The sequence below is a fragment of the Rhizobium sp. BR 317 genome (assembly GCF_047445835.1).
Lineage (GTDB): Bacteria > Pseudomonadota > Alphaproteobacteria > Rhizobiales > Rhizobiaceae > Rhizobium > Rhizobium paranaense.
This window is the reverse complement of record NZ_JARWLB010000001.1, coordinates 94,300-120,638: the sequence shown is the minus strand read 5'-3', so window position 1 is coordinate 120,638 and position 26,339 is coordinate 94,300. Positions and strand designations below refer to the sequence as shown.

At 59.2% G+C, this 26,339-nt stretch carries 28 protein-coding genes and 1 pseudogene; 15 read left to right on the top strand and 14 right to left on the bottom strand.

Going from position 1 to position 26,339, the window contains the following annotated elements; translation table 11 throughout:
- Positions 1–77: 77 nt before the first annotated feature.
- On the top strand, positions 78–1,256 hold the full coding sequence (locus QD357_RS00615) for an AI-2E family transporter (protein ID WP_414123938.1): 1,179 nt from the start codon (positions 78–80) through the stop codon (positions 1,254–1,256).
- A gap of 8 nt (positions 1,257–1,264) precedes the next feature.
- On the opposite strand, the gene QD357_RS00610 is transcribed toward QD357_RS00615, so the two are convergent.
- From QD357_RS00610 to QD357_RS00595, 4 genes are all read right to left on the bottom strand, one after another.
- Complete coding sequence (locus QD357_RS00610; protein ID WP_181316047.1) at positions 1,265–1,729, bottom strand: GNAT family N-acetyltransferase; 465 nt, start codon at positions 1,727–1,729, stop codon at positions 1,265–1,267.
- A 34-nt stretch (positions 1,730–1,763) separates the two neighbouring features.
- A complete protein-coding gene (locus QD357_RS00605; protein WP_107108066.1) occupies positions 1,764–2,918 on the bottom strand; it encodes a DUF2336 domain-containing protein in 1,155 nt (384 codons plus the stop codon).
- 113 nt (positions 2,919–3,031) lie between these two features.
- The gene (locus QD357_RS00600) at positions 3,032–3,637 is read right to left on the bottom strand and encodes a flavin reductase family protein (RefSeq protein ID WP_107108067.1); all 606 of its coding nucleotides are present in this window, start codon (positions 3,635–3,637) and stop codon (positions 3,032–3,034) included.
- Positions 3,637–4,224 (bottom strand): nitroreductase, encoded by a 588-nt coding sequence (locus tag QD357_RS00595; protein WP_107108068.1) that lies wholly within the window; start codon positions 4,222–4,224, stop codon positions 3,637–3,639. Before QD357_RS00595 ends, QD357_RS00600 begins: the two co-directional genes overlap by 1 nt.
- Before the next feature lie 110 nt (positions 4,225–4,334).
- On the opposite strand from QD357_RS00595, the gene QD357_RS00590 reads away from it, so the two are divergent.
- Positions 4,335–5,462: a hypothetical protein gene (locus tag QD357_RS00590; RefSeq protein ID WP_107108069.1), complete on the top strand. Its 1,128-nt coding sequence runs from the start codon at positions 4,335–4,337 to the stop codon at positions 5,460–5,462.
- Positions 5,463–5,500: 38 nt separating this feature from the next.
- Here QD357_RS00590 and QD357_RS00585 read toward each other — a convergent pair whose 3' ends face one another.
- The 5 genes from QD357_RS00585 to QD357_RS00565 all read right to left on the bottom strand — a co-directional run bounded on the left by QD357_RS00585 (position 5,501) and on the right by QD357_RS00565 (position 10,040).
- A complete protein-coding gene (locus QD357_RS00585; RefSeq protein WP_107108070.1) occupies positions 5,501–6,340 on the bottom strand; it encodes a lysophospholipid acyltransferase family protein in 840 nt (279 codons plus the stop codon).
- 145 nt (positions 6,341–6,485) lie between these two features.
- Positions 6,486–8,474 carry a threonine--tRNA ligase gene (thrS, locus tag QD357_RS00580; protein ID WP_107108071.1) on the bottom strand — a complete coding sequence of 663 codons (1,989 nt, stop codon included), beginning with the start codon at positions 8,472–8,474 and terminating at the stop codon, positions 6,486–6,488.
- A gap of 125 nt (positions 8,475–8,599) precedes the next feature.
- On the bottom strand, positions 8,600–9,130 hold the full coding sequence (locus QD357_RS00575; protein WP_107108072.1) for a DUF1697 domain-containing protein: 531 nt from the start codon (positions 9,128–9,130) through the stop codon (positions 8,600–8,602).
- Positions 9,131–9,134: 4 nt separating this feature from the next.
- A complete protein-coding gene (gene yidD / locus QD357_RS00570; RefSeq protein WP_107108073.1) occupies positions 9,135–9,563 on the bottom strand; it encodes a membrane protein insertion efficiency factor YidD in 429 nt (142 codons plus the stop codon).
- A 15-nt stretch (positions 9,564–9,578) separates the two neighbouring features.
- A complete protein-coding gene (locus QD357_RS00565; protein ID WP_181316048.1) occupies positions 9,579–10,040 on the bottom strand; it encodes an iron-sulfur cluster assembly scaffold protein in 462 nt (153 codons plus the stop codon).
- A gap of 292 nt (positions 10,041–10,332) precedes the next feature.
- Between QD357_RS00565 and folE the strand changes: the two genes are divergently transcribed.
- The 3 genes from folE (at position 10,333) to QD357_RS00550 (ending at position 12,498) form a co-directional block, all read left to right on the top strand.
- Positions 10,333–10,956, top strand: coding sequence for a GTP cyclohydrolase I FolE (folE, locus tag QD357_RS00560; RefSeq protein ID WP_414123937.1), 624 nt, complete (start codon positions 10,333–10,335; stop codon positions 10,954–10,956).
- A gap of 25 nt (positions 10,957–10,981) precedes the next feature.
- Entirely contained in the window at positions 10,982–11,431 is a 450-nt protein-coding gene (gene hisI, locus QD357_RS00555) for a phosphoribosyl-AMP cyclohydrolase (RefSeq protein WP_107108076.1), read from the top strand.
- Positions 11,432–11,532: 101 nt separating this feature from the next.
- On the top strand, positions 11,533–12,498 hold the full coding sequence (locus QD357_RS00550) for a patatin-like phospholipase family protein (RefSeq protein WP_107108077.1): 966 nt from the start codon (positions 11,533–11,535) through the stop codon (positions 12,496–12,498).
- A 135-nt stretch (positions 12,499–12,633) separates the two neighbouring features.
- On the opposite strand, the gene QD357_RS00545 is transcribed toward QD357_RS00550, so the two are convergent.
- On the bottom strand, positions 12,634–13,068 hold the full coding sequence (locus QD357_RS00545; protein ID WP_107108078.1) for a CBS domain-containing protein: 435 nt from the start codon (positions 13,066–13,068) through the stop codon (positions 12,634–12,636).
- A 173-nt stretch (positions 13,069–13,241) separates the two neighbouring features.
- Complete coding sequence (locus QD357_RS00540) at positions 13,242–14,018, bottom strand: rhomboid family intramembrane serine protease (RefSeq protein WP_181316049.1); 777 nt, start codon at positions 14,016–14,018, stop codon at positions 13,242–13,244.
- Positions 14,019–14,323: 305 nt separating this feature from the next.
- Here QD357_RS00540 and QD357_RS00535 point away from each other — a divergent pair, with 305 nt between their 5' ends.
- The 7 genes from QD357_RS00535 to QD357_RS00505 all read left to right on the top strand — a co-directional run bounded on the left by QD357_RS00535 (position 14,324) and on the right by QD357_RS00505 (position 21,388).
- Positions 14,324–14,989, top strand: coding sequence for a PAS domain-containing protein (locus tag QD357_RS00535; protein WP_245407462.1), 666 nt, complete (start codon positions 14,324–14,326; stop codon positions 14,987–14,989).
- Positions 14,990–15,073: 84 nt separating this feature from the next.
- Positions 15,074–15,703, top strand: a complete 630-nt coding sequence (locus QD357_RS00530; RefSeq protein WP_107108081.1) for a PilZ domain-containing protein — start codon at positions 15,074–15,076, stop codon at positions 15,701–15,703.
- A 518-nt stretch (positions 15,704–16,221) separates the two neighbouring features.
- On the top strand, positions 16,222–17,184 hold the full coding sequence (gene pip, locus QD357_RS00525; RefSeq protein WP_107108082.1) for a prolyl aminopeptidase: 963 nt from the start codon (positions 16,222–16,224) through the stop codon (positions 17,182–17,184).
- A gap of 399 nt (positions 17,185–17,583) precedes the next feature.
- On the top strand, positions 17,584–18,189 hold the full coding sequence (locus QD357_RS00520; RefSeq protein ID WP_107108083.1) for a transglutaminase-like cysteine peptidase: 606 nt from the start codon (positions 17,584–17,586) through the stop codon (positions 18,187–18,189).
- A gap of 373 nt (positions 18,190–18,562) precedes the next feature.
- The gene (locus tag QD357_RS00515; RefSeq protein WP_107108084.1) at positions 18,563–19,321 is read left to right on the top strand and encodes a hypothetical protein; all 759 of its coding nucleotides are present in this window, start codon (positions 18,563–18,565) and stop codon (positions 19,319–19,321) included.
- A gap of 129 nt (positions 19,322–19,450) precedes the next feature.
- Positions 19,451–20,980, top strand: coding sequence for a serine hydrolase (locus tag QD357_RS00510; protein WP_107108085.1), 1,530 nt, complete (start codon positions 19,451–19,453; stop codon positions 20,978–20,980).
- 132 nt (positions 20,981–21,112) lie between these two features.
- Positions 21,113–21,388 carry a hypothetical protein gene (locus QD357_RS00505; protein WP_107108086.1) on the top strand — a complete coding sequence of 92 codons (276 nt, stop codon included), beginning with the start codon at positions 21,113–21,115 and terminating at the stop codon, positions 21,386–21,388.
- 99 nt (positions 21,389–21,487) lie between these two features.
- Here the strand turns inward: QD357_RS00505 and QD357_RS00500 are convergent.
- Positions 21,488–21,959: pseudogene (locus QD357_RS00500) on the bottom strand (DUF1489 family protein); the annotation flags it as partial.
- 23 nt (positions 21,960–21,982) lie between these two features.
- Positions 21,983–23,389: an L-serine ammonia-lyase gene (locus tag QD357_RS00495; protein WP_107108088.1), complete on the bottom strand. Its 1,407-nt coding sequence runs from the start codon at positions 23,387–23,389 to the stop codon at positions 21,983–21,985.
- 199 nt (positions 23,390–23,588) lie between these two features.
- Here QD357_RS00495 and QD357_RS00490 point away from each other — a divergent pair, with 199 nt between their 5' ends.
- The 3 genes from QD357_RS00490 (at position 23,589) to QD357_RS00480 (ending at position 25,823) form a co-directional block, all read left to right on the top strand.
- A complete protein-coding gene (locus tag QD357_RS00490; protein WP_107108089.1) occupies positions 23,589–24,281 on the top strand; it encodes a DUF599 domain-containing protein in 693 nt (230 codons plus the stop codon).
- 66 nt (positions 24,282–24,347) lie between these two features.
- On the top strand, positions 24,348–25,337 hold the full coding sequence (locus QD357_RS00485) for a DUF1624 domain-containing protein (protein ID WP_107108090.1): 990 nt from the start codon (positions 24,348–24,350) through the stop codon (positions 25,335–25,337).
- A gap of 12 nt (positions 25,338–25,349) precedes the next feature.
- On the top strand, positions 25,350–25,823 hold the full coding sequence (locus QD357_RS00480; RefSeq protein ID WP_107108091.1) for a methyltransferase family protein: 474 nt from the start codon (positions 25,350–25,352) through the stop codon (positions 25,821–25,823).
- A gap of 26 nt (positions 25,824–25,849) precedes the next feature.
- Here QD357_RS00480 and QD357_RS00475 read toward each other — a convergent pair whose 3' ends face one another.
- Positions 25,850–26,299: a hypothetical protein gene (locus QD357_RS00475; RefSeq protein ID WP_146143991.1), complete on the bottom strand. Its 450-nt coding sequence runs from the start codon at positions 26,297–26,299 to the stop codon at positions 25,850–25,852.
- Between the last annotated feature and the right edge of the window lie 40 nt (positions 26,300–26,339).

Sequence of the window (26,339 nt, the reverse complement as noted above, 5' to 3'; positions counted from 1 at the left end):
TCAAGTGGTGGCCCTTGAAACAGCCTAGATCATACCCCATAACCGGTTGATCTAATAAAAAGAGTGAAGCAAGTCCGGTGGGTGTATTCGAACGTCATAAGCCGAGGGAGCCGCGTTGGCTGGGCCCAAGCGCGCCCGCGCGCATGGCTCTTATTCCGTCGATTTCTGCGGCGCGTTGGCTGCTGATCCTGATTGCGGCGGCCGGCATCTATTTCTTCTACGGTTTTCTCGTTCCGGTGTTGGCCGCGGCTGTGATCGGCTTTGCCACCTGGCCGCTTTATAGCGATCTCGTGCGCCGAACCAACGGCAATACGACGCTTGCGGCAACCATCGCCATCGCCTTTATCGTCACCTTCCTCGTGCTGCCGATCGTGCTTTCGGCCATCTATATGGTCGGTGAAGTCCGCGAATGGTTTACCTGGGCGGTGCATGTCAATCGCGATGGTGCCCCGCCGCCGCAATGGATACTCGCGCTGCCGATCGTCGGCTCCTGGCTCGGCGATCAGTGGACGCAATATATCGGCAGCCCCGGTTCCATCGGCGAATTGGCGCAACTCGTCAGCGGCGCACATATCGGCAATATCTACCGGGCGGTGCTTGCTGCCGGCGGCGGCGCGTTCCATGTCGTGCTGACTTTGCTGTTCATGCTGATCGCCCTGTTCTTCATCTACCGCGACGGGGCCAGTTTCGTCCGCCAGGTCGATCTTTTGGGCGAACGTATCTTGCCGAACCGCTGGGAGCGCATCTCCCGCGTCGTGCCGGCGACGATCAGCTCCACCGTCATGGGCATGACGTTGATCGCCATTGGCGAAGGTGTGGTGTTGGGCGTCGCCTATTGGATCGCGGGCGCGCCATCGGCAGTCACCCTTGGCGTTCTGACCGGTGTCATGGCGCTCGTGCCTGGTGGTGCGCCGCTCTCCATGTCGCTCGTATCCATTTATCTGCTCGCCAGCGGCTCCCCTTGGGCCGGCGCCGGGCTGTTTATCTGGGGGACGGTCGAACTCTTCATCGTCGACAAGACGCTTCGGCCGAAGCTCGTCGGTGGTCCGATCAAGCTGCCCTTCCTGCCGACCTTTTTCGGCCTTGTCGGCGGCGTCAAGACCATGGGATTCCTTGGCCTGTTCATCGGTCCGGTACTCATGGCCATTATCGTGGCCATCTGGCGTGAATGGATCCGCGAGGCGGAACTGACCGAGGAACAACACGCTCAGGAGCCGGAACTGCAATTGCGTGTCAGGGACGGTTCCGACGGCTGACAGGCCTCTTAAGCCTGCGGAAGCGTCTTCTCCATGAACAGGCTAAGTGGATCGGGCTCGTAGCTGCCGAATGGTCCGATCTCGATGTAGCCGAACTTGCGGTAGAGGCCGATTGCCTCCGGCTGGTATATGCCGGTTTCGAGCCGTAGCGCCGTCAGCTTTCTTTCTGTCGCTTTCTCTTCCGCTGCTTTCATCAGCATCTGTGCGACCCTGCGTCCCCTGGCAAGCGGATCGACAAACATGCGCTTGATCTCTGCGGTGCCATCCCCCGCCTCCACCAGAGCGCAGCAGCCGACCATATCGCCATCGAGCCGTGCGACCCAGAAGGTCACGTCGGGGCTCTCCAGAGCGTCCAGATCGAGCATATGATTGCTCTCTGGCGGATAAAGCGATTGTGCGTAGGCACTGGACATGTCGAGGAGACGGATAACGCCATCCTGGCGCGGTGATTCAACAGTAATCGTCAGTGACAAGACACATTCCCAAAGCTGCAATAGCCGATGACTATCACGCTGCGGCAAGAGCCGCCAGCGCCGCGAATGTCCGCGCCGTCTGCCGCCGTTCGGCGTTGGCGAGCTTCTCCACCATATCGAGCAATTGCACCGCCGCGACAGGGGACTGGTCTGCAAGTCGGAATTTATGCATCAGCCGCGCCGAAACATTTTCTAGCATGGTGCCGCCATTGGCGCGCGACGCCTCGCGCCAGATCAATGTCGCCTCGACAAAGACGATGCTGATATCGCGCGACAGGCCGGCAGATTCATAAAGCGCACGGACGGCATAGACGCGGCCGGTGGAAAGGATGGAGCGCACGCGGCGCTCGTCACAGGCCGAAAGGTTGGTGATCGCGCCGGCGAAGAAGTCCACCTTGCCCGAGCAAAGCGCATGCATCAGGAAAGCCGGTGTCAACCAGCCGGACTGCCGCAGGTGCTCGACCAGATCGGGAATGTCCTCATGCTGTACCGTGCCGGCGATGGAGACCGTCGCTGCCTCGCTGGCCTCGCGGGTAATATGCTGAAGCCTGCCAGCGCCGATCGTAGCCTGAATGAGGCTTGAGCCGGTCAGTGCCTCGCTCACATGCCGCATCAGCAGGTGGCGGACGTCGGATGGCAGCGCGTCACGATCAAGAAGCAGACCGCGTATGTCGGCCTGATCGCCAAGGCGTTCGGCGATCCGCTTCAGCGAGGCGCGCGACAGCGAGGCGCCGTCGTTTTCCAGCAGGCAAAGGACTTCGGTCTCGCCGCCGATTTCGGCGAGTGCTGCCGAAACCGACCGCGACACCCGGCCGCGCGAGGCGATCAGGACGCGCGTCACATTGCTGCAGCGCAGCGCAAGGTCGACAAGATCGGCATCGGTAAACACCGGTGAGAAAAGAATGACCTGCCCTGCGATCTCCGGCTGATCCTCCGCCAGCGACAGGATGATGTTGCGCGGCGCGTTCGGGGAGCGTGCCACGGCCTCTGCAAGCGACAGACGCACGCGCGGCGACGGATCATCGAGTAGATAGGTCATCGCCATCTCGGCGGCGGCGCGCTCTTCTCGCGGCATCTCCGATTGCAGATAGGCTCGCCCAAGTGCATTGGCCGCCCTCGCCCTACTCTCTGCCTTGGCGGTCTCAGCCCAGCGAAGAAATGCTTCTATGATCACATAACGCCCCGATATCGGCGGGACGATTCCCGACCCGCGAACTCATATCGGACACGTTAGCGATGAAAGGTTTACGGGCCGTTTACCTTGTTTATTAACCACTAATACGAGACCGAAAGGCGCTGATGTTACGGCGCTTTTGGCCGCAGCAGCACGAAGACATCGCTGCCTTCGCTGTAGTCCATGTAGCCCATGCGGGCGACAGGCCGCGCGAGCGCCATGTCGAGCCGACCGTTGCGAATGATCGCCTCATCGATATGGATGCCGATGACCTGGCCAAAGACCATGATATTTTCGGATGGCTCGCCATCGAGGCCCTTGGGCTGCATGATCTCGGTCACCCGGCATTCGAGGACAGCAAAGGCCTCGCCGACGTAAGGCGCATCGACCAACTCGCCAGGTTTTGCAGTCAGTCCAGCCAGTTCGAATTCATTGACGCCGTAGGCGACGGCGATCGACGAATGATTCATCTTCTCCACGATATGACGGCTGACGAGGTTGGCGGTGAAAACGCCCGTTTCCTCGACATTGCGCACGCTGTCCTTTCTGCCGGCAGAAGAGAACATCACCAGCTTCGGCCGGTCGCTGACCGCATTGAAAAAGGAATAGGGGGACAGGTTCAGCGAACCGTCCCTGCCCTTGCTGCCAATCCAGCCGATCGGCCGTGGCGCGACGATGGCCTTGAAGGGGTCATGCGCCAGACCATGCCGATTGGTGTCCGTCGTGTAGAACATCACGCTCCCTCGCCGCCGACCCAGGTTACGGTCTCCGTCAGTTCCGGGCGCGGGCGTTCGGTGGATGGGAAGGTGGACGAACCGATATGAATGAAGCCAGCTACCTTTTCGCCTGGCTGCACGCCGAGCAGCGGATAGGCGCGCTCGTCATAGGCGAACCACTCGGTCAGCCAGTTCGAAACCCAGCCGTGCGCGTTGGCGGAAATCAGCAGATTGAGGCAAAGCGCGCCCGCTGACATCAATTGTTCCCATTCCGGAATTTTGAAATGCGGTCCCGCCTTGCTGACAACGGCGATGACGACGGGCGCACGGGTGAAGCGCGTGCGCTCGACCTGGATCATCTCTTCGGAAAGGTCCGGCTTGGCTTCCAGCGCGAGCTTCAACAGCTCCTCGCCGATCCGCGCGCGCTCCTCGCCGCGATAGACGATGAAGCGCCAGGGGGCGAGCTTGCCGTGATCCGGCACGCGCGAAGCGAGCCGCAGAATATCTTCGATTTCGGCTTTGTCCGGGCCGGGTTCCATCATCTGAAAAGCGGGAATGGATCGGCGGACCGCCAGATAATCGACCAGCTTGATATCGGTTTTCATCGAATGATTGCTTTCATTTTCACGCGCGGGAGGAAGTGGGTCTTGAATTTGCCACTCCGTTGGTCTTGAAGTGGCCTGTGTTTTACCGGAAGTCAATCGGTTGGGAATTCATGTCAGGCATTTCATCCGCTCGCCGATTGGGCACGGCGTTCGCAATGCTCGCGAGCCTGAGCACCGCTGCTTCGGCGGAAAATGCCTTCCAGGAATTCAAGCAGCTCGACGGCAGCGTGAAGATGCCGAAGCTCAATGCCTTTGTCGCGCCAGGCGGCGAAAACTCGTCCGGTCAATCGCTGCACGATGTTTCGCTCGAGGCCAAGCTTGCCTCTGACAGCGGCCCGCAATTGCAGGGTCTCTCCTGGTATGTCTTCAGCCCCTTTGCCGGCGCCGACGGCAAGCTGCCGCTGGTCGCAAGCTCGAAAGGCGGCTCGGCATCCTTCCATCTCCTTCCCGGCGATTATTTCGTCAACGTCTCCTTTGGCCGCGCCGGTGTCACCAAGAAGTTGACCGTGCCGGAAAGCGGCGTGCTGCAAAAGCAGATCATGGTGCTCGACGCCGGCGGTATGGTGCTGAACGCTGTCTCCGGCTCTGACGTGCGCATCCCGCCGGATGAGCTGAGTTTTTCGATCTATTCCAACGATGCGAAGGAAGACGGCGAGCGCGGTCTCGTCATGTCCAACGTCAAGCCGAACACGCTGGTTGGCCTCAGCGCCGGCACCTATCACATCGTCTCCGAATATGGTGCCGTCAACGCCGTCATCCGCGCCGATATCCAGGTGGAAGCCGGCAAGGTCACCGAAGCGACGATCCAGCACAAGGCGGCGAAGATTACTTTCAAACTGGTATCGGACAAGGGCGGCGAGGCGATTGCCGATACGGCTTGGTCGATCCTCACCTCTGCCGGCGATATCGTCGGCGAAAGCCTTAGTGCTTTCCCCACCATGGTGCTCGCGGAAGGCCAATATACGGCCATTGCCCGCAATAAGGACAAGATCTATCAGCGCGACTTCACCGTCGGAGCCGGCAAGAATACCGATGTCGAAGTGCTGATGAAGGAACAGCAGCCGCAGGACGCCAACGATCAGCAGCCTGCACAGCAGATCCCCATTCCGCCGGCACAGGTGCAGCAAAACCAGGCCCCGCAGACCCAGCCGGCCGCCTCAGGCCAGCAGCGCCCCTTGCCGACCTACGAGCAATTGGCGCCGTCGTCTGGCGGCGACGATGGCGAGAGTATGGACTGAGGCCGAGACAGGCTGCGAATTTGGATCGGCGGCCTCCGTTATACGGCCCTTTTTCGCAGCGCTCGCTTAGGAGGCGCCATGGAAAACACCGCGCTGTAGAGCTTCGACAACAGATCCTTGCGATCGTTGCCTTCGCTGAGCGCCTCCCACGTCATCAGCCTACCGACATGGGCGGTGATGGTGCTGCCGGAAAGACGGCGGAATTCGCGGATCAGCAGGGAAAGACGCAGCGTCAGCGACACACGGCTGGCGAGATGAAACAGCCGGCCGTTCTGCCCCTCGAAATAAACGGGAATGACGCTGGCGCGCGCCGCTTGAATGAGCTTCGCCGGGAAAATTTTCCACGGCAGGTCCTCGGCACGGCCGAAGCCCTTCTTCGCCGTTGCAACCCCGCCGGCCGGAAAAACGATGATCGTCGTGCCTTCCTTGAGCAGGCGAACCGCCTCGTGGCGCGTCTTCATGTTGATCGCCATCGCCTCCTTGGTTTCCTCGAAGGAAACCGGCAGCGAATAATCGGCCATCTCAGGCACTTTCAGCAATTCGTTATGGATCAGCACCTTGAAGGGTCTGCCGAGCTGCTCGGCAAGCGCCAGGATCGCGATGCCGTCGCCGATACCGAAGGGGTGGTTGGCGACGATGACGATCGGCGCATCGGGAATTTCCTGTGGCGGCCATTCGCCCTTGGCAACCAGGCTCACATCGATGAGATCGAGCATCTTGCCGAAGACGCGTTCGCTCTTGCCGACGATATCGCTGCGCCAGATGTCGTAAAGCCGGGCATAGCGATCGCGCCCCGACAGGCCTTCGATGGAGCGGATGAACCAGCGCTTAATGCGCGTATCCCGTTCATTGGCGTAGGATAATTCTTTGAAATCCAAATCCGCGACGGGCTGCCCCGCTCCTTAAATTCTACAGGGCTGCATGTCCGGCAGGGCGCGCAGCCCTCTGAATCATTGTCTATATTAAAGTTTCATGTCAGTTGTCTGACGGCTCTGTGAAGATGCCGCCAGACGACATTTGATATCAAGCGGCTTTGGACCGCTTGGCTTCACGCTTGCGCAGGATATCCGGCGGCGTGGCTTCGAGTGAAAGCGAAGCGATGGCCTCGTCGAGCGATATTGCCGTCTGCGCCTGGCTGCCGAGGCGGCGGATGTTGACCGAGCGCTCCTCGGCTTCCTTCTTGCCGCAGACGATAATGACCGGGACCTTGGTCACCGAATGCTCGCGGATCTTGTAGTTGATCTTCTCATTGCGGAAATCGGTCTCGACATCGAGCCCGGCTTCGCGCAGCGCTTCCGCAACCTCGTTGCCATATTCGTCGGCTTCCGAGGTGATGGTTGCCACCACCACCTGCAGCGGCGACACCCAGAGGGGCATATGGCCGGCGAAATTCTCGATCAAGATACCGAGGAAGCGTTCCATCGAGCCGCAGATGGCGCGATGGATCATCACCGGCTGCGTCTTTTCGGAATGCTGGTCGATATAGAACGCGCCGAAGCGTTCCGGCAGGTTGAAGTCGACCTGGGTCGTGCCGCACTGCCATTCACGGCCGATGGCGTCCTTGAGCGTATATTCGAACTTCGGCCCGTAGAACGCGCCCTCGCCCGGCAGAATGCCGGTTTTGATGCGTCCTTCGGACTGAGCCTCGATGGTCTTCAGCACGTCCATCATCACGCTTTCGGCACGGTCCCAGAGGTCGTCGGAACCGACGCGCTTGTCCGGGCGTGTCGAGAGCTTCACGACGATCTCCTTGAAGCCGAAGTCCTCATAGACCGAAAGGATCAAATCGTTGATCTTCAGGCATTCGGCGGCCATCTGCTCGTCGGTGCAGAAGATATGCGCGTCGTCCTGCGTGAAGCCGCGCACGCGCATCAGCCCGTGCAACGCACCCGAAGGCTCGTAGCGATGCACTGCGCCGAATTCCGCAAGCCGGATCGGCAGTTCGCGGTAGGACTTCAAGCCATGCTTGAAGATCTGGATGTGGCCGGGGCAGTTCATCGGCTTCAGCGCGAAGACGCGATCGTCATCGGTCTCGTCGCCGGCGACGGTGACCTTGAACATGTTGTCGCGATACCAGCCCCAGTGACCGGAGGTTTCCCAAAGCGACTTGTCGAGCACCTGCGGCGCGTTGACTTCCTGATAGTCGCCCTGCAATCGCCGGCGCATATAGGACACCAGCGTCTGGAACATCCGCCAGCCCTTGCCGTGCCAGAAGACGACGCCGGGGCCTTCTTCCTGGAAGTGGAACAGGTCCATTTCGCGGCCGAGACGGCGGTGATCGCGTTTTTCGGCTTCGGCGAGGATGTGCAGGTAGTTGTCGAGATCGGCCTGTTCGGAGAATGCCGTGCCATAGATGCGGGTCAGCATCGGATTGTTGCTGTCACCGCGCCAATAGGCGCCCGCCACCTTCATCAGCTTGAAAGCCGAACCGATCTGGCCGGTGGAAGCCATGTGCGGCCCACGGCAAAGGTCGAACCAATCGCCCTGATAATAGATCTTCAGGTCCTGCCCTTCCGGAATGGCATCGACGAGCTCGACCTTGTAGCGCTCACCCTTGGCGGCAAAGACTTCCTTTGCCTTCTCGCGCGACCAGATCTGCTTTGTGAACGACGCATTGCGCTGGATGATCTCGCGCATCTTCTTTTCGATGACCGGCAGGTCGTCGGGCGTGAAGGGTTCGTTCTTGGCAAAGTCGTAGTAGAAGCCGTTTTCGATGACCGGGCCGATCGTCACCTGCGTGCCGGGCCACAGTTCCTGCACCGCTTCTGCCATGACGTGCGCCGCGTCATGCCGGATCAGTTCCAGCGCGCGGTCGTCATTGCGGGTGATGATCTCGATCTTGCCTTCGGTCACCGGATCGGAAAGGTCGCGCACGGTGCCGTCGATCGCAACGGCGACGGCCTTCTTGGCAAGCGACTTGGAAATGGATTCGGCGACATCTCTGCCGGTTGCGCCAGCATCGTAGCTGCGCACGGAACCATCGGGAAATGTCAGGGAAACGGATTGGGACATCGAAATTCTCCTTGTCCAGTCCCGCCAACGAATGCGGGTGGTTTTGAAAGATGCGGTCAATCGATCTTGATTGAACGCGGTCGCCTGATAGCGATATTCGGCGATTTAGTAAAGGAGAAGCGGCTTTACTCGCCGATCATCTCGACCAATCCGCGCACCGTGTTCCAGTTTCGCAACGTGCCGACGCCAAGGCGTTTGGTGGTCAGCGCCGAGAGGAGACGGGTCTCGCTCGCCTTGCCGCCGAAATCGATCCATAGGTCGCCATCAACCACCGCCAGGCGTTCCGGGTCGTTCCTGTGTTTGCCGAGGGCTGCTATCACCGACGGCTCCAGCGGTTTTCGCATGACGCGGACGACGACCTCACTACCCTTGCCGTCGCTGAACGGATTGCCGGCGGCAAGCCTGCGCCAAGTCTCGGCATCGCGAGCAATGATATCGACAGCCTTGCCAAAACTCTTCGCGAAGCCTGCTTCGAGCCGTGCCTCGATCTCCGCAATTGGTTGCGCGTCAGCCTCGAAAACGAGATTGCCGGTCGCGACCAGCGTCTTGACGTCTGAAAATCCAATGCTCTCCGCCATGGCCCGCAAATCGCTCATGACGACGCGCCGACCGCCGCCAAGGACGATACTGTGCAGAAGCGCGATGTAGACCGCCATGCCGTCAGGCGGCCTTTTGGCCAAGGCGGAAATAGCGCCACGGGGTCCACCAATGATAGCGGTTTTCCAGCGTTTCCGGCACGGGATCGAGCCCGCTTGTGCCTCCGGGACCGCAGCGCGCCACGCGGAACAGCGTCATCCAGCCGCCGGCCCACAGGCCATGCCGGGCAATCGATTCATAACCGTATTCCGAGCAGGTCGGGATATGGCGGCAGGAATTGCCAATGAAGCCGGAAAGCGTCAGTTGATAGAAACGGATGAGACCCATGCCAAGGAGCCGATCGGGTGTCTTGCGGAAGGGGCCGGAATAATTGCGGGATTGGCGTGGCTTGCTATTGCCGTGGGGCGGTGCTTTGTCGCGCCTTATCCTTTTGGAGCCCGCGGCCGCTCCTCCCTCATCTTCCTCATCTTGCATGGAGCAGAGATGGCACATCGCCGGCAGCCTTGATCAAACGGCTTCGCTCGCTATGGCCCTGGCGGGTTCGCGCGCCGCCTCGATCTGACCGACCGCATCCACCACGGCATCGAATGTCAGCATCGTCGACGCATGCCGGGCCTTGTAGTCCCTGACCGGTCGCAGATAGCGCATGTCTTCGAAGCGCCCTGTCGGCCCCTCGCCGTCCGCCTTCAGCATCGCCAGCATGTCTTCGCGCGCCTGGCGCAACTCGCTGGCGGTGGCGCCGACGACATGGCGGGCCATGATCGAGGAAGAGGCCTGTCCGAGTGCGCAGGCCTTGACGTCGTGGGCAAAATCGGTCACGACGTCGCCGTCCATTTTCAGCCAGATTTTGACGCGAGAGCCGCATAGTCTGGAATGGGCCTGAGCGCTTGCATCGGCGTCGGAAAGGCTGCCGATGCGTTCGATATTGCCGGCAAATTCCAGAATCTTGCTGTTGTAGATGTCGTCCATTATCGCTTTGCTCCGACGCGCCCGTTCTTTGTTTCATAACAAAAAACACAGCGTGTCTCGTTAGGACACTTTCACAGGGACAATGCCATACTATATGTATGTCGTTCGAAGACCATCAAAATGCAATGGTCTTCTGTAAGTTTGATGGGAAACCGTGCAGGACGGCAGGCTTGTCCGCCAGCCAGAACGCCCCGGAGCCCGCCAAAGGTGCATAATTCTCCAGGTTCGGGAGGATACCAGTGGCGAGTCCGACAAAATAAGATCCGCGATGCGGATCAGGAGACCACAGGTAATGGACGCCATTGTAAAGAACTTTCCGCAAGCAGTTGAATCCAATCCGGTATTGGACCGTCCGTCCCAAAAGGAAGCCGAGGACGCAGTCCGCGTTCTGCTTCGCTGGGCAGGTGACGATCCGCAGCGCGAAGGGCTGCTCGATACGCCGACCCGTGTCGCCAAGGCGTATCGCGAACTCTTCTCCGGCTACGATTTGAACCCCGAGGACGTGCTCGGCCGCACCTTCGAGGAGGTTTCCGGCTATGATGACATGGTTCTCGTGCGCGACATTCCGTTTTTCTCTCATTGCGAACACCACGTCGTGCCGATCATCGGCAAGGCGCATGTCGCCTACCTGCCGAACGGCCGCGTCCTTGGTCTGTCCAAGATCGCCCGCGTCGTTGAAATTTTCGGCCGCCGCCTGCAGACGCAGGAGGCCATGACCGCCCAGATCGCAAACGCAATCGACGACTCCCTGCGTCCGCGCGGCGTCGCCGTCATGCTCGATGCGGAGCATATGTGCATGGCGATGCGTGGCGTGCAGAAGCAGGGCTCGTCGACGTTGACGACGACCTTCACCGGTGCCTTCAAGGCCGATCCGGCCGAGCAGGTCCGCTTCATGACGATGGTCCGGAGCCGCTGATTAGGCTTCAAAGAAAGAGCCGGAAATGAACTTGGTATTCAACGAGCCTTCCGCAGACAAATCCGAACTTGAGGATGCAGGCGATTTCACCCCCCGTTTCGATGATCGCGGCCTGATCACCGCGATCGTCACCGATGCCCATGACGGTGAACTGCTAATGGTCGCGCATATGAATGCCGAGGCATTGGCACTGACCATAAAGACAAAAACGGCGCACTACTTCAGCCGTTCGCGCGGAAAAATCTGGAAAAAGGGTGAAACTTCCGGAAATCTGCAGACGGTGAAGGAGATGCGTACCGATTGTGATCAGGATGCTATCTGGCTGAAAGTTGAGGTCGCCGGTCACGATGCAACGTGCCATACTGGACGGCGTTCCTGCTTCTATCGCACTGTCGAGCTGGAGGATGGAAAGCCGGTGCTGAACGTCGTCGACGATCACCTGCATTTCGATCCCGGCGAGGTCTATGGGCAGTAAGCACCGCCCGCCGGCTAATAAGCAACAGCCAAATATACGATTTGGAAACAAAAAAGGGACAGTATTTTAGCAAGAGGCAGGTTTATGCCTCGGAGGATTCCATGTTGAACTGGGGGTTGATTCGTCAGAGCGCCGGGCAGGTTCCTGCCGGTACAGGTCCGACCACCTCACAGAACATACCTGCACCGCCCGCTGTCCCCGCTCCCCCAAAAAAAGTGAAGATCGCGCTGGCACTCGGCGGTGGCGCTGCTCGTGGCTGGGCGCATATCGGCGTGCTGCGCGCCCTGACAGAGGCTGGAATCGAAGTCGGCATGATCGCCGGCACCTCCATCGGAGCTCTGGTCGGCGGCTGTTATCTCGCTGGCAAACTTGACGAGCTGGAGGCTTTTGCCCGCTCGCTGACCATGCGTCGCATCGCCAGCCTTCTCGATCTCACTATTGGCGGCAGCGGTCTTTTCGGCGGCATGCGGCTCACCAAGCGCATGCAGGAACACCTTGAAGGCTTCACCATCGAGGATCTGGACCGCCCCTTCGTCGCGGTCGCTTCTGAACTGAATACCGGCCACGAGGTCTGGATCACCAATGGCTCACTGATCACGGCGCTGCGGGCATCCTATGCCCTGCCCGGCATTTTCGAGCCGGTGCGCACCAATAGCCGCACGCTGGTCGACGGCGCGCTGGTCAATCCGGTGCCTGTTTCCGTCTGCCGTGCCTACGAACAGCCACTCGTGGTCGCCGTCAACCTGCATTACGACCTTTTCGGTCGTTCGGCCGTCGTCAAGCACAATGCCGGTCCATTGAATGGCGAGCAGCAGCGTCGTGATGAAGCGCCCTATACAAAGCTCGGCATGACCGGTGTCATGGTACAGGCTTTCAACATCATCCAGGATCGGATTTCCCGCGCACGTCTCGCCGGCGATCCGCCAGACCTGGCGCTGCACCCGCGCCTCAGCGACATAGGTCTCTCAGAGTTTCATCGTGCCGGCGAAGCGATCGAGCGCGGCTATGAAGAGACCTCCGTCCGGCTTGTCGAAATCAGGCGCATGCAGGAAGCCTTCGCCCGATAGGACGTTAATCATTCGGATTTGGAGCTGATTTCGTCTTTGGCGAGCACCGGCTTGGCGCCTTTGGCTCAAGGCGTTCGTGGCGGCAATCGCCCTCTTCAGACGATTGCTCTGGTTGCTACGAACCGTTCTTCACCCTTACCCTGCGATATAAGCCTTGATTTGCTCTGTCTCGAGTTCGATTTCGCGGATGCGCCATTTGACGACGTCGCCGATCGAGATGATGCCTGTAAGCTTGCCTTTTTCTTCGACCGGAACATGGCGGAAGCGGCGGTGCGTCATCAGTTCCATCAGTTCATCGGTGGTGGTGTCTTCCTTGCAGCGGTGCACCTTTGCCGTCATCAGCGAAGCGATCGGCTGGTTGAGGCTCTCCGGGCCGTGCTTGGCGACTGCGTTGACGACATCACGCTCGGTGAAAATGCCGGAAATCTTGCCCGCCATCCCGACCACGACAATTGCGCCGATGCGGTTTTCACTCAGAATTTTGGCGGCTTCCGCAAGGGTCGTATTCCCTCCGGCGGTGGTAACATTGCGACCTTTGGCATCAAGTATGGCTTTAACGGAGACTGACATTCGATCCTCCCATCTCGAAAGCAAAGTGAACAATTGAGCCTCGGATTTGTTCCGAATCGCCTCAGGACTCGGGCCGATGCTGCTTTCATCGACCGCGCCGGTCTCCTCCCTTCGCGGCCGATGAGCATGAATGGTGCGCTAGTGGGGGTCAGAAAGCAACAGCTTCATTTCGCCTATGCAGCCGAGTCTTCGAGCTCGACAGGCGCGCGCCGGTCGAACAGGGCAAACAGCAGGAAGCCGAAAAGGAAGCCACCGATATGCGCATCCCAGGCGACCGGCTGGGCACTGTCGCCGACGATGGTTATGCCGAAAGCGACGAGCGCATTGCCGGCGATCCACATCACGATATAGGCGACGACCGTGCGGCTGCGCATCGAGGCTGCAATCGATAGACGCGGATTGAGATGTGCCTGCCGAATGCCGACACGGCGGCCGTCCATGGCGGGAAAGGCAAAACGGCAGGCCGCTCCCATCAACCCTGAAACGACGCCCGATGCACCGATCAGCAAGCTTTGGTCGCCCCAATAGATGACGGCATGCAGGAATGCGGATGCGGCGGCCGAAAGAATCCAGAAGATCACATAGCGTGCAACGCCGATGCGGCGCGCAACGGGCGCGGCAAAGACCATCAGCCACAGTCCGTTGAAGACGATATGTTCGATGCTGCCGTGCAGGAGCGAATAGGTAACCGGCGTCCACAGCCATTCCAGCCCCTGTTGCGACAGCGGAAAGGCGTAACGCGCGGGAATGAAGCTGAAGGTGAAATACAGCCAATTCAGCGTATCGTCCGACCACCAGGGCAGATTTTGAATAGCGAAGACAACGAGGAGCAAGCCGAGGCTTGCAACGATGACGGGCGGCAGATTGAAGGCAGGAACTCGCCCCGGCGGCCGATTTTCCTCGGGCTCGTGGCGCGGCGGCTCTGCATCATCCATGACTTGCTCTGACATCTTGAGAAGGGACTCGAGACATACAGCAGCGAATATCAAAAAAAAAGCCGCCCAACCCTGTTGGACGGCTTGCTCGGGCGCTCCTCGCTGGGATGTGCCGCAATGGTATGTCCCACGCCCGAGATAGTTTGTGCTGAAGGTCACCCTCGTGAAGTGATGGTCTATTTCTCCCACTCATGGCCGTTCAAGGCAAACGAAACCCTCTGTTAACCTTAATGGCCCGACCTTGGCATGGAATAAGCATGGCATCCTGCAAGGGCAATGAATGCTCCGGCTTTTGAACTGAAATGGGACACGGACTCGTCATGCGGCAGAAAACCAGCACAGAGATATTTACCTACTGGGAACAACTTCGCTGCAATGCGGATGCACCCCTGCGCAATTTGATACAGCCTTCGGCAGTCCGCCACATCCTGCCTCAGCTCTTCATTCTGGAGTCGGTGCCGAATGAGGCGCCACGCTTTCGGCTGGCCGGAACGGCGATCTGCAGCTTCATGGGGCGTGAGCTTCGCGGCGAGAGCTTTGCTACATTGTGGGCCGGCAGTCAGCCTGATGATCCCGTGCGCATTGCCGCCGGCGTGATGGCACATGTGGTTCCCGCCTTGATCAATGCGACCGGTTATAGCATCAGCGGTCGCAACATCGCCTTTGAAATGGTGCTGATGCCGGTGCGTTCGGCCGGCGATGTCTGCGACCGGCTGCTCGGCTGCCTGACGCCCGTCGCGCCAGCGTCTTGGCTCGGCAGCGAGCGTCTGGAATTCCTAGCGCTCGACCGCAGCAGCCTGCTGTATGAGCGCCCTGCCCGCCGCGTCGAATTGCCAATGTATTATCCGGAGCCTGCCGATTTGGTCTCCCGCCATGACGGCGTAGGGCTCGGTGAATTGATGCGCCGCGCGCTGAATCCGAAGGCGGCTGGCCACGATCACGGAAAGGTTGACCCATCGCGATACAGATTCAATCGTCTTCTCTGAGCTATCCCTCAGAGAAGACAACATTACCTTAAGAAGTTTCGGCTAGTGATTGCACGAAACATAATTGGTTGAAGAAGCCCTTTCATGCATTCATTCCAGCCAGCCCAGACGACACGGCCAAACCAATTGGCAGGAAATTCGTCTCGCATGGATCAGCGGACCTTTCAGCGGGTTCCGATCAACATGCAGGGCCGGTTGATGCTGGCCAACTACGAAGAATTCGAATGCCTGGTCACGGATATGTCGCCCGGCGACATGTACGTCACCTGCCTGGGCCGTCCGCGCACCAATGAGCGTGTCGTGGCCTATATCGACCATCTCGGCCGGGTCGAGGGTAATGTCGTTGCCGTCGACGCCCGCGGCTTTAGCATGTCGATCAACGCAACCGACCGCAAGCGCGAGAAACTCGCCGCTCAGCTCACTTGGCTGGCCAACAAGCATGAGCTCGGTCTGCCGGAAGATCGCCGCCACGACCGTCTTACACCGCGCAACACGCTCAGCGAATTGACGCTGGAAGACGACACCCGCTATGTCTGCCGCATCATGGACCTGTCGCTTTCGGGCGCTGCCGTCGACATCGAGGCACGCCCGCCGATCGGAACGCCAGTCCGCCTCGGCAACATGCGCGGCCGCATCGTGCGCCACTTCATGGAAGGCGTCGCGATCGAATTCCTCTCGCTGCAATCTCGCGAGACCTTGCGCGAATTCCTCTAGGCCGTCGTCTTAAGCTCTGGCATCAGATCCCCATCGTAATGACAGCAGCGCGAAAAGAGTTCGTGAAGTTGGTCTGACATTGCGCTCGGTCTCCTTGGCGTTATAGAGGCAGACACGCGATGGCGATTGATGTCATACCGTTACGAGAACGAGAGTTCTTGATCCAACTCTTCGCTGTTCCAAATATTTCGGAGCAAGTCGACTTCGGTCGATACTATGAAGCTTTCTGCGAAATCGCCTTGGAACGCGGCGAAATAATCCATCATAAATGTGTTATTCACAGGCCAAATAACAGACGGAATGTTGTTGGCTTCAGGTAAGCGACTGGCTGGTACTTCTCATCGAAACTGACCTCACCTCAACGGAGCTTTCCCGAGCAACTATCAGTATCAGCCAATGCCTGGTCGAGATAACAGAAGCTGATATGTTGGCTCGCCGGAGCCAAGTTTGACAGCGAGGGTCAATTAGGCCGTCGCAACCCTATTATGATTTTCACCCCTCAGCCTGTGTGACGGCCGATGAAGACGCTTTATCCTGAAATTGAGCCGTACGATCAGGGCATACTCAACGTCGGCGATGCGCAACGCATTTGCTGGACGCAATCAGGCAATCCGAACGGTGTTCCCGTCGTTGTCCTGCATGGCGGTCCGGGCTCCGGCAGTTCCGCCAGCGCCCGCCTTTTTTTCGATCCAGAACATTATCGCATAATCCAGTTCGACCAGCGCGGTTGCGGCGGAAGCCTGCCGCATGCGTCCGAGCCGGAGGCCGATCTTTCCGCCAACACCACATGGCACACGGTTGGCGACATCGAGCAGCTTCGGTGCTTTTTCGGCATCGAGCGCTGGTTGGTCTACGGCAATTCCTGGGGCTGCACCTTGGCGCTGGTCTATGCCGAGACGCATCCGCAATGCGTCGCAGCCCTCGTTGTTGTTGGCGTCACCATGACACGGCAATCCGAGGTCGATTGGCTCTATAGCGGACTTGCCCGTTTCTTTCCGGAGGAATGGGCACGCTTCCGTGCTGGCGTGCCGGAGAGCGAGCGTGATGGCGATCTGGTTGCCGCATACTATCATTTGCTTCGTAATCCGGATCCAGCCATCCATGCCAAAGCCGCCAAAGACTGGCACGACTGGGAATCTGCTTCGATCCTCGTCGATATCAGGGCGACTTTACCCGGTCGCTGGTCCGATCCCCGATATTTCACCGCAAGAGCGCGCATCATTACGCATTACTTCCATCATCGCGGTTGGTTGGAAGACCAACAGATATTAAGGGATATCCACCGGCTCAGCCGTATTCCCTGTGTGATGATCCAGGGCCGGCTCGATCTCGAGGCGCCTATCGTCACCGCTTGGGAACTATCGCGGGCATGGCCCGCGGCGAGACTGGTCGTGGTTCCCAATTCCGCCCATTCTCCGTCGACGTCGGAGATGGCGGCAGCCATTGTCGAAGCAACGGACGAATTTCGCGTCATCGGCTGACGGCAGAAAAAAATTCAAATATTTTTTGGCTGACATTTTCCCAAAATGGCACAGTTCGAGGAAAATTCCGGCACTAGCGAGGTTTCGGCGATGTGCTGAGATGAAGCGACTGCTCCGTTTTCACGCCACTGCCGGCAAATGGTGTGCTTCGCGGATTTCTGCCGCAGGCAAGAAAATCATTTGAAAACAAATAAATATGGGGAATCCCAACGCGGCAGCTCGCTCGGAAAAACATTCGAATTTTAATCGAATTCTCCGAAAGTTCGATTCAAGTTTTGCTCTCATTTTATGACAATTTGATCCGCATTTGAATCAACTAAGTCCTTAATTTGACTACGCAATTTTGCGTCGGATAAAAGCCTGCATGTCATTCTGTTCCCAATAAACAGGGACACGGACATGAGCTTTCAATTCCTTTTTCGCGGCTATGCCGCCATGGCTCTTTTCACCTTCGGCTGTCTCGGCTTCGCCCATGCGACGCCGGCCAATATGACGATCACTGGCGATGCTGCACCCCCGATTGGTCATTATGAGTTCTGCAAGGAAAACCCGAAGGAATGCGCTTATGCCGGTGGCGATGCCGGTCCCGCTATTCTGACCGAAGATCGCTGGAAGGCCATCCTGAAGATCAACTACACGGTCAACACGACGATCAAGCCGATGACCGATATGGATCTCTATGGCGTCGAGGAAAAGTGGGCGATCCCGACCACCGCCGGCGACTGCGAGGATTTCGCGCTGCTGAAGCGAAAGGAACTGATCGATGCCGGCTTCTCTGTCTCCGATCTGCTGATGACGGTCGTGCTGCAGCCGAACGGCGAAGGCCATGCCGTGCTGACGGTGCGCACCGATCGCGGCGACTTCGTTCTCGATAACATGCGCAACAAGGTAAAGCTTTGGTCGGACACCGAATACACCTTCCTGAAACGTCAGTCCGCTGACGATCCTGCCCGCTGGGTCAAGATACAGGATGGCCGCGCCGTCGCAGTCGGCAGCTTGAAGTAATTCGTGTCCACCACGCGATCGCCGGTGGCCTAGCACCGGCGGTCCCAGTCAAGGCCCGGTCCGTCCCCGCATTTCTGTCCCGACCGGCGCCTTAGAGCCGTTCCCGCTGTCCCGGGGACGGCTCTTTTCGTTTCTAAGGTGTGCGCAAGGTCATAGCAGTGGAAAACGCGCACGCTGCCCACCGGCCCCGAATTCCGCCCCGATTTTCGGAGAGGTATTTGTGCCGATAAATATGTGAGCCGACGCATTTTTAATGGCTCGTTAACCACCATGGCGGCAATCATTCCACAGCGAGACTCATCAGGGGTCTTGAGCCGCGGCGGACGCGTCATCGACGATCGTTTCCAAGGCGGATGGAACCGAAGGCAAGAGCATGACCCCTCCTCTGTCGTCCGCCTACACGATCGACGAACAGCCGCTGATATCGAGCGGCCTCATTTACCGTCTGACCGCGGGCGTTGCCGTACTTGCCGCTCTCACCGTTGCCATCACCATTGGCGGTCGCTGGCTCGGCGAAAAGATCTCACTGGCCGGCCACACTGCCGATACCAAGCCGATCACGGCGACGATCGGCGAGGATACGCTGCGTCTTGGCGCCAATACCATCCGCTTTCCGAGCGAACGTGTGAGCGGTGTCGCGGAGCGCGTTGATCTCTATCTCACCTGGCCGCAGATGCAGGGCTATAGCGATGCCGACCGCCTGCGCTTTGACGATATTTCCCAGGCCTCGTCGCTGGTTTTCCTCCAACTCAGCCAGAGCACGATGTCGCGCGACATGTCCGGCCGGCTGGAGCCGATCTATTCGCATCTGATGGAAGGCGACGCCTTTGCCGGTCCGCATGGGCTGACGGCGCATCGCCTGCGCGCTGACGCCGGCTACAATGGCGAAGTGCTTCTGACCGCGCCGCGCGCCGGCGAACCGGATTATGTCGTGCGCTGCATCTTGCCCTCCTCGCCCGATCAGGCGACCAGCGGTGACTGCCAGCGGGATATCAAGGTGGGCAAGGATCTCAGCGTGCTCTATCGCTTTTCCAGTCATCAGCTTGGCGACTGGCAGGCGATGGATGCCGCTGTCCAGAATTTCGTGAAGACGCGCCTTGTCGATACAACCGGCGCAACAGAATCTCCGTAAGTGATGACTAAAATTATGCGGAAACCTGAAACCAACTGTTCATCATAAACCGATTGGTAACGCTAAGCCTCTACTCTCGAACCCCAACGGGCGTTCATGGAGGCGGCGGCCGGATAATCGAGAGCGTAAATGCAAGCAGAGAGTGAAGTAGTGTCCAGATCAATTTTTTCCGCATCCTCTTCAAACGCCGGCAAGTTTTTGGCGAGGGCGCTGTTCGGTTTTGTGATCACGACTGCGACGGTAACGGTTACCGTTGATGTGTCTGACGCAGCCGGAGGCCCGAAATACGCGGGCATCGTCATTGATGCGAACACAGGCAATGTCCTCTACAGCGAAAATGCGGATACGCTTCACTATCCCGCCTCGCTGACCAAGATGATGACGGTCTATCTGACTTTCGAGGCGCTTGAGGCCGGTCGGATCACGCTCGATACTCCTGTCGTCTTCTCGAAAAACGCTGCCTCGCAGGCCCCGACCAAGCTTGGTATCGGTACTGGCCGGTCCGTGACCGTTCGGGAGGCGATTCTCGGCATCGTCACCAAGTCCGCCAACGATGCGGCGATGGCGCTCGGCGAAATGCTTGGCGGTTCGGAAGACAATTTCGCCCGCATGATGAACAACAAGGCTCGTGCGCTCGGAATGACGCGCACGACCTATCGCAACCCGAACGGCCTGCCGAATACCGCGCAGATGACGACGGCGCGCGATCAGGCCCGTCTTGGCGTCGCCCTGCGTGAGCACTTCCCGCAATATTACGGCTTCTTCTCCGAGACGAGCTTTCGTCTCGGCAGCAGAGTGATCCCGGGGCATAACCATCTGCTCGGCTCGGTCCGCGGCGTCGACGGCATCAAGACGGGTTACACCCGTGCTGCTGGATACAATCTCGCCACTTCGGTGAAGGTTGACGGCCGCTCGATCGTCGGTGTCGTGCTTGGCGGCGCTTCGACGCCCGCGCGCGACAACCAGATGCGCAAGCTGATCGCCACCTATCTGCCGCAGGCATCCGCGAAGCATATCGCCTCGAACGTCGTAGCCCAGACGGCAGCGGATGCGCCGAACGTCCAGGCTGCGAGCGCCCGCATGGCGGCTGCCGGCAGCGCCAAGATGAGCAAAGACGAGACCGCCGAGGCTGACGACGACCAGCAGCCGTCGAGCGCTGCGGCTTTCGCGGCGATAACGCCGAAGTCGAGCAATCCGCTGCTTGCGACTAAGCAGAAGCAACGCGCCGCATCCGATGAAGTTGCTTCCATCCAGCCGGCATCGACGGTTCCGGATCAGGACGATGCGGATGAAGTCGACACCGTCACGACAGCATCCACGTCCAAATCGGATACCAAGATCATCAAGACCCAAAAGGTTGAGAAGACGGAGAAGGCTGAAAAGCCTGAGAAGGTTGCCAAGGCGAGCAAGGCTGAGACCGGCCCGACCGGCTGGGTCGTCCAGATCGGCGTTTCCTCCAGCAAGGACGGAGCCAACGATCTGCTCGATACCGCCAAGAGCAAGGGCGGCAAGGCTTTGCACTCGGCCAAGCCCTATGCGCTTGCCTTTGATGGCGGCTACCGCGCCCGTTTCGGCGGCTTCGAGGACCAGAATGCGGCGGTTAACGCCTGCAAGGCTCTCAAGAAGGCCGGCGTGAAGTGCTGGGCGAGCTTGGAATAAGGATGTGACACGGTTTTTCGTGCCCCATCGTTCAGAAATCTACCGGATGGCCCGTTGGGACATCCGGTTCTTCCGGCCACGGATGACTATGGGGCCGGCCCTGAGTTTGTAATGTGTTGCGGGGATATGAAAATGGCGATGAACGAGAACTTTCCGGGTTTCTCGCTCGATGGCGGGGGAAAGATAAAATCGAAGAGCTTTGCTCTTCATCCGCTGCATGAGGCAGCCATGCGGTTGGCCGATCTCGGCCTCAACCGCTCGCGTTCGCGCAACAAAACGAAAGACCTCATCGGCATCCTGCTCTGCCACGGAGCTCGCGCTTGGCGCTATTCTCAGCCGGAAGCCCACATCCACCTGCATATTACTGCGCCGAACGGCCAAGCCCCGGTGTTGATGCGGTTGCGCTGAGCAATACCGGAAAGCCTGCGAAGCGGCTTTCCATCCGGCATCGCAGAAGAGACAGAGCGGTTCTGCATTCCTTGATTTGAACCGCTCTACGCAGTCGCCCTACAATAATCCCAGTTCCGAGAGTTCACGCCTGAGATCGGCAGGCAGTTCGGCGACGCCGCCAAGGCTGTCGAGATCGCGCGGCACATCCTCTTGCGGCAGGTATCGCCAGCCTTGGAAGGCACGGCGCGGCTGGCCGGCAGTCTCGACAACACTTGGATCGAGAATGAGCCGGCAACGCTGGATGCCGTCAGCATCGGTGAAGGTTTCAATGCCAAGCAGTTTCTGTCGCGCCTGCACCTGCCCCTTGATCACCCAATAAAGCGAGCCGCCATCCAGCAGCTCTTCCATCCGCTTGGGCACCATCCGGGTCGTATGGGTGGTATGCGGCTCCAGACCGGCGGCGATGGCGCTCATCGCCCGTTCCGATACCCATTCGCGCAGATCCTCAAGCGAGTCTGCGCCCACGCATAATTTGATGAGATGCAAAGCCATGCCGCCCGTTGAAATCCTTTTGGCGGGCAGCGTCAAGCTTTTAGCATCAAGCGTCCACACTCAACACTCGACGACATTCACCGCGAGGCCGCCCGTGGAGGTTTCCTTGTATTTCTCGCTCATGTCGTGGCCGGTCTGGCGCATGGTTTCGATGCAAGCGTCAAGCGGCACGAAATGCTGGCCGTCGCCTTTGATGGCGAGCGATGCGGCCGTCACCGCCTTGACGGCGCCGAGCGCGTTACGCTCGATGCAGGGCACCTGCACGAGGCCGGCGACGGGGTCGCAGGTCATGCCGAGATGGTGTTCCAGCGCAATCTCTGCAGCGTTTTCGATCTGCTCGGGCGTTGCGCCCATGACGGCGGCAAGCCCCGCAGCCGCCATCGCGGCCGCCGAGCCCACCTCGCCCTGACAGCCCACTTCGGCGCCGGAAATCGAGGCATTGTGCTTGATGATGCCGCCGACGGCGGCAGCGGTCAGTAGGTAATTGCGGATGCCGTCCTGATCCCAATCCTCATGGAAATGCTGGTAGTAGCGGATCGTCGCGGGAATGACCCCGGCAGCACCATTGGTCGGCGCTGTGACCACGCGCCCGCCCGCGGCATTCTCCTCGTTGACGGCCATGGCGTAGACGCTCAGCCAATCATTGGCGAGCAGCGGATTGATGCGGTTGCTGCGCCATTCTTCCTGCAGCTTGTCATGGATGGCGCGCGCCCGGCGGCGCACCTTCAGGCCGCCCGGCATGATGCCCTCGACCTTCAAGCCCCGATCGATACAGCTATTCATCGCCGCCCAGATGCGGTCGAGCCCGGCGTCGAGCTCTTCGCTGCTCATGCGCGTCTCTTCATTGGCGCGCTTCATCTGCGCGATCGAGAGACCGGAGCGCTCGGCCATTTCGAGCATCTGCTTGGCGGTGGAAAAGGGGAACGGAATTCGCTCGCCGGAGGAAGCCTTCTTCTTGTCGGCGCGCATCTGTTCGAGTTCGGTGTCGGTGACGACGAAGCCGCCGCCGACGGAATAATAGATGCGCTTGACGAGCAGGCGTTCATCCTTGTCGAAGGCGGAAAAGCTCATGCCGTTGGCATGGCCCGGCAGCGGCACCTTCTTGTCGAAGATCAGGTCGGTTTTCGGTTGGAATTGATAGGCCGGATGGCCCGGCGGCGTGATGCGCCCGCTGCGTTCCACCTCGTCGATGATGGCATCCATCCGGTCGGGGTCCACCGAATCGGGCCGCTCACCCATCAAACCGAGAATCACCGCCCTGCCCGTACCGTGCCCTATGCCGGTATGGGCGAGCGAGCCGTGCAGGCTGACCTTGATCGAAGCGACATGCACGTTCGAGGACGGACGCGGCCATTCGCTTGACAGCACGAGGTCGAGGAAACGATTGGCGGCCGACATCGGACCCATCGTGTGCGAACTGGAAGGCCCCACGCCGATCTTGAAAACATCGAAAACTGAAAGAAACATGGACCTGTGGTGCCTCCTCGGCAAATCAGCAAACGGCGAAGCTACGCCATCGGAACAACCCCGCATAGCGATCGACCGACATCGGATTTCATGCCTGCGACATTACATGTAGGCACGATGCTGCGCAAACATAAGGCCATTGCGCCCGAATGGCCGTACGCTACAGTCGCCGGCAAATAGACTTGGAGAATCTGCTTTCATGACGACCGCCGACTATGTCGCTCTCGCCCTCTTCGTTCTTCTCTGGGCCGCGCACAACTGGATCATCAGTAGCGCCCGCTTCTTCAACCGCACCAGCCTGACGCTGGCAATGAATGAGCGCCGGCGCGAATGGATCTACAACTCGCTGCGCCGCGACCTTAAGATGATCGACACGCAGATTCTCTCCGGCCTGCAGAACGGCACCGGTTTCTTCGCCTCCACGTCGATCTTCGCCATTGGTAGCTGCTTCGCCTTGCTCGGCGCCACGGACAAGGTCAACGCCTTCTTCTCCGACCTTCCTTTTATCATCAACGGCGGCCGCACGGCATTCGAAATCAAGGTGGCGGGACTTGCCTGTCTGTTCGGCTATGCCTTCTTCAAATTCGGCTGGGCCTATCGCCTGTTCAACTATTGCACCATCCTCTTCGGCTCCTTGCCGATGCTGGCAGATGCCGAACTCGATCCGGTGCGGGCCGAACGCGCCGCCGAGCGGGTGATCCGCATGAATGTCATCGCCGCGCGCAACTTCAATGCGGGTCTGAGAGCGATCTTCCTGTCGATCGGCTACCTCGGCTGGTTCCTCAGTCCCTATGTCTTCATCGTCACGACAGTCTTCATCATCATCGTCCTGATCCGCCGGCAGTTTTTTTCCGATGCGCGTCTGGCCATCATGGATATCGATGTGCCATGACATCGCCACGCCGGCGCTATCAAGTCGGCGGTCAAGATTTAAATTCATGCCTGGAAGGACCTGCCAATGGCCGTTATCGCCGAGAGCATCGATGCGCCGCAGAAGATGCCCCGCATCGGCATTCTGGATACGGCCCGCGGCATCGCGCTTCTGGCGATGGCGAGCTATCATTGCACCTGGGATTTCGAGTTTTTCGGCTATCTCGAACCGGGCACGGCGGAGACCGGCTGGCTGAAAATTTACGCCCGCGCCATTGCGAGCACTTTCTTGTTTCTGGCCGGCTTCAGCCTTGTGCTTGCCAACACGCCTGAAATTCGCTGGCGCCCCTATTTCAAGCGCCTCGGCATGATCGTCGCCGCTGCGGTAGCGATCTCCGTCGTCACCTTCATCGGCATGCGCGACGAATGGATATTCTTCGGCATCCTTCACAGCATCGCCGCCGCCAGCATTATCGGCCTGCTCTTCCTGCGCCTGCCGGCTTTCGCAACGCTGCTGATAGCAGTGCTGCTTGGCGCCGGCATTATCGTCGACAATGTCATTGCTCCGCTTTCGCTGCATTCCGCTGTGTTCGACCAGCCCTGGCTCTACTGGCTCGGCTTGTCGGATAACCTGCCGCGCTCGAACGACTACGTACCGGTCTTCCCCTGGCTGACGCCATTCCTCTTTGGGCTCGGTATCGCCCAACTGGCCCTATCCTTGGGATGGCTGCGGTCATTGGCGAAGCTCGGCCCTGGCCGCAACCTGATCGCCCGCATCGGCCGCCACAGCCTGGCTTTCTACCTTGTCCACCAGCCGGTGCTCTTCGGTCTCGTTTACCTTCTGTCGCTGGTCGCGCCCGCGCCGGCCCCTGATCCCACGCTTACCTATCTCAGGCAATGCCAGGCCTCTTGCGTGCGATCCGGCAGCGAAACCATGTGCCGCAGCTTCTGCCAATGCACGCTTGATAAATTACAGGCGCAAAACCTCTTTTCGCCCCTGGAATCCGGGGCAATCAAAGCAGATAGCGATGAACGAATAAACCGAATCGCGTTACAGTGCTCGGAGCAAGCGCAATGACAGGGTTATTCTATGAATGCCTATCGTTCCAAGTCGCTGAGTTTTCCATGGCCGCCTTTAATTTATAGTCTTACAGTTATAGCAGCGCTTTACTTGAATGAAGATTATCCCGTGCGGCTGCCCTATCTTGGGGCTGTCATCGCTTGGGGCATGGGCGCCCTTTTGACGATTGCTGCGGTCACCTTGAATGTTTGGGCAGTGAAGACGCTGTTCGAAAGCCGCACGACCGTGTTGACGCAGCGCTGCACGGCGCATCTGGTGACCAAGGGCCCGTTCCGCTTCACCCGCAACCCCACCTATCTTGGCTACAGCCTGCTGACGGCAGGCCTCGGCCTGATGATCGGCAATCTCTGGTTCGTCGCCATGGCCGCCGTAGCGGCGGCGCTGACCACACCGCTGGTCATCCGCTGCGAGGAAATGCACCTGCTCTCCCGCTTCGGCTGCGAATTTGAGTTCTATTGCAAGCGTACGCGGCGCTGGATCTGAAAGCGGGAGGTGCCCGCAGTCGCTGCTTATCGGTATTCAGCGAGGAGTAAAATCCGACCGATCTTTGTTCTCGTACGTTGCACGAGATCCATCGCGACTGAATCATTTTCACCGGCATAAAGATCGAATTCACGACCTTTTTTCCCATCAGAAACCCCTTCCAGCCGGGTCGATGTTTTCCAAGCCCGAAAAGAGCAGCCGAGGTCACCGCACCGGACGCTGATGTCGCCCGCCAAATATCGATTCGAATCGATGGTAACGCTTAGCTGAACGTGAGTGTCCTGATTGTCGATAAGCAGGCAGCGAACATGAATTTGGCAATCGAGTTGGCCATAGATCGCATCCTTGCCGTCCAGCAAAAGGGCGTAGGCAACCGGGATATCGGCATTGTCGTTATCGGCCGCTTGAGTATTCCCGACATTGAACGGAACGAGCGCGATGCCCATCGCGAAGACGAAGCTAAACCTTGCCGCCATACGCCATAACCTTCTGTGAATGCTCGGTTATCTACAAAGC

Bases quoted from the DNA above. Each gene is read 5' to 3' on its own strand.
- QD357_RS00505 (WP_107108086.1), top strand. From the start codon at position 21,113: ATGGCGATGAACGAGAACTTTCCGGGTTTCTCGCTCGATGGCGGGGGA.
- hisI (WP_107108076.1), top strand. From the start codon at position 10,982: ATGAACTTGGTATTCAACGAGCCTTCCGCAGACAAATCCGAACTTGAG.
- QD357_RS00490 (WP_107108089.1), top strand. From the start codon at position 23,589: ATGACGACCGCCGACTATGTCGCTCTCGCCCTCTTCGTTCTTCTCTGG.
- QD357_RS00520 (WP_107108083.1), top strand. From the start codon at position 17,584: ATGAGCTTTCAATTCCTTTTTCGCGGCTATGCCGCCATGGCTCTTTTC.
- QD357_RS00590 (WP_107108069.1), top strand. From the start codon at position 4,335: ATGTCAGGCATTTCATCCGCTCGCCGATTGGGCACGGCGTTCGCAATG.
- QD357_RS00565 (WP_181316048.1), bottom strand. From the start codon at position 10,040: ATGGACGACATCTACAACAGCAAGATTCTGGAATTTGCCGGCAATATC.
- QD357_RS00575 (WP_107108072.1), bottom strand. From the start codon at position 9,130: ATGGCGGTCTACATCGCGCTTCTGCACAGTATCGTCCTTGGCGGCGGT.
- thrS (WP_107108071.1), bottom strand. From the start codon at position 8,474: ATGTCCCAATCCGTTTCCCTGACATTTCCCGATGGTTCCGTGCGCAGC.
- QD357_RS00535 (WP_245407462.1), top strand. From the start codon at position 14,324: ATGCGGCAGAAAACCAGCACAGAGATATTTACCTACTGGGAACAACTT.
- QD357_RS00550 (WP_107108077.1), top strand. From the start codon at position 11,533: ATGTTGAACTGGGGGTTGATTCGTCAGAGCGCCGGGCAGGTTCCTGCC.
- QD357_RS00595 (WP_107108068.1), bottom strand. From the start codon at position 4,224: ATGAAAACCGATATCAAGCTGGTCGATTATCTGGCGGTCCGCCGATCC.
- QD357_RS00600 (WP_107108067.1), bottom strand. From the start codon at position 3,637: ATGTTCTACACGACGGACACCAATCGGCATGGTCTGGCGCATGACCCC.
- QD357_RS00475 (WP_146143991.1), bottom strand. From the start codon at position 26,299: ATGGCGGCAAGGTTTAGCTTCGTCTTCGCGATGGGCATCGCGCTCGTT.
- QD357_RS00510 (WP_107108085.1), top strand. From the start codon at position 19,451: ATGCAAGCAGAGAGTGAAGTAGTGTCCAGATCAATTTTTTCCGCATCC.
- pip (WP_107108082.1), top strand. From the start codon at position 16,222: ATGAAGACGCTTTATCCTGAAATTGAGCCGTACGATCAGGGCATACTC.
- QD357_RS00480 (WP_107108091.1), top strand. From the start codon at position 25,350: ATGAATGCCTATCGTTCCAAGTCGCTGAGTTTTCCATGGCCGCCTTTA.
- QD357_RS00545 (WP_107108078.1), bottom strand. From the start codon at position 13,068: ATGTCAGTCTCCGTTAAAGCCATACTTGATGCCAAAGGTCGCAATGTT.
- folE (WP_414123937.1), top strand. From the start codon at position 10,333: ATGGACGCCATTGTAAAGAACTTTCCGCAAGCAGTTGAATCCAATCCG.
- yidD (WP_107108073.1), bottom strand. From the start codon at position 9,563: ATGTGCCATCTCTGCTCCATGCAAGATGAGGAAGATGAGGGAGGAGCG.
- QD357_RS00540 (WP_181316049.1), bottom strand. From the start codon at position 14,018: ATGTCAGAGCAAGTCATGGATGATGCAGAGCCGCCGCGCCACGAGCCC.
- QD357_RS00485 (WP_107108090.1), top strand. From the start codon at position 24,348: ATGGCCGTTATCGCCGAGAGCATCGATGCGCCGCAGAAGATGCCCCGC.
- QD357_RS00495 (WP_107108088.1), bottom strand. From the start codon at position 23,389: ATGTTTCTTTCAGTTTTCGATGTTTTCAAGATCGGCGTGGGGCCTTCC.
- QD357_RS00515 (WP_107108084.1), top strand. From the start codon at position 18,563: ATGACCCCTCCTCTGTCGTCCGCCTACACGATCGACGAACAGCCGCTG.
- QD357_RS00530 (WP_107108081.1), top strand. From the start codon at position 15,074: ATGCATTCATTCCAGCCAGCCCAGACGACACGGCCAAACCAATTGGCA.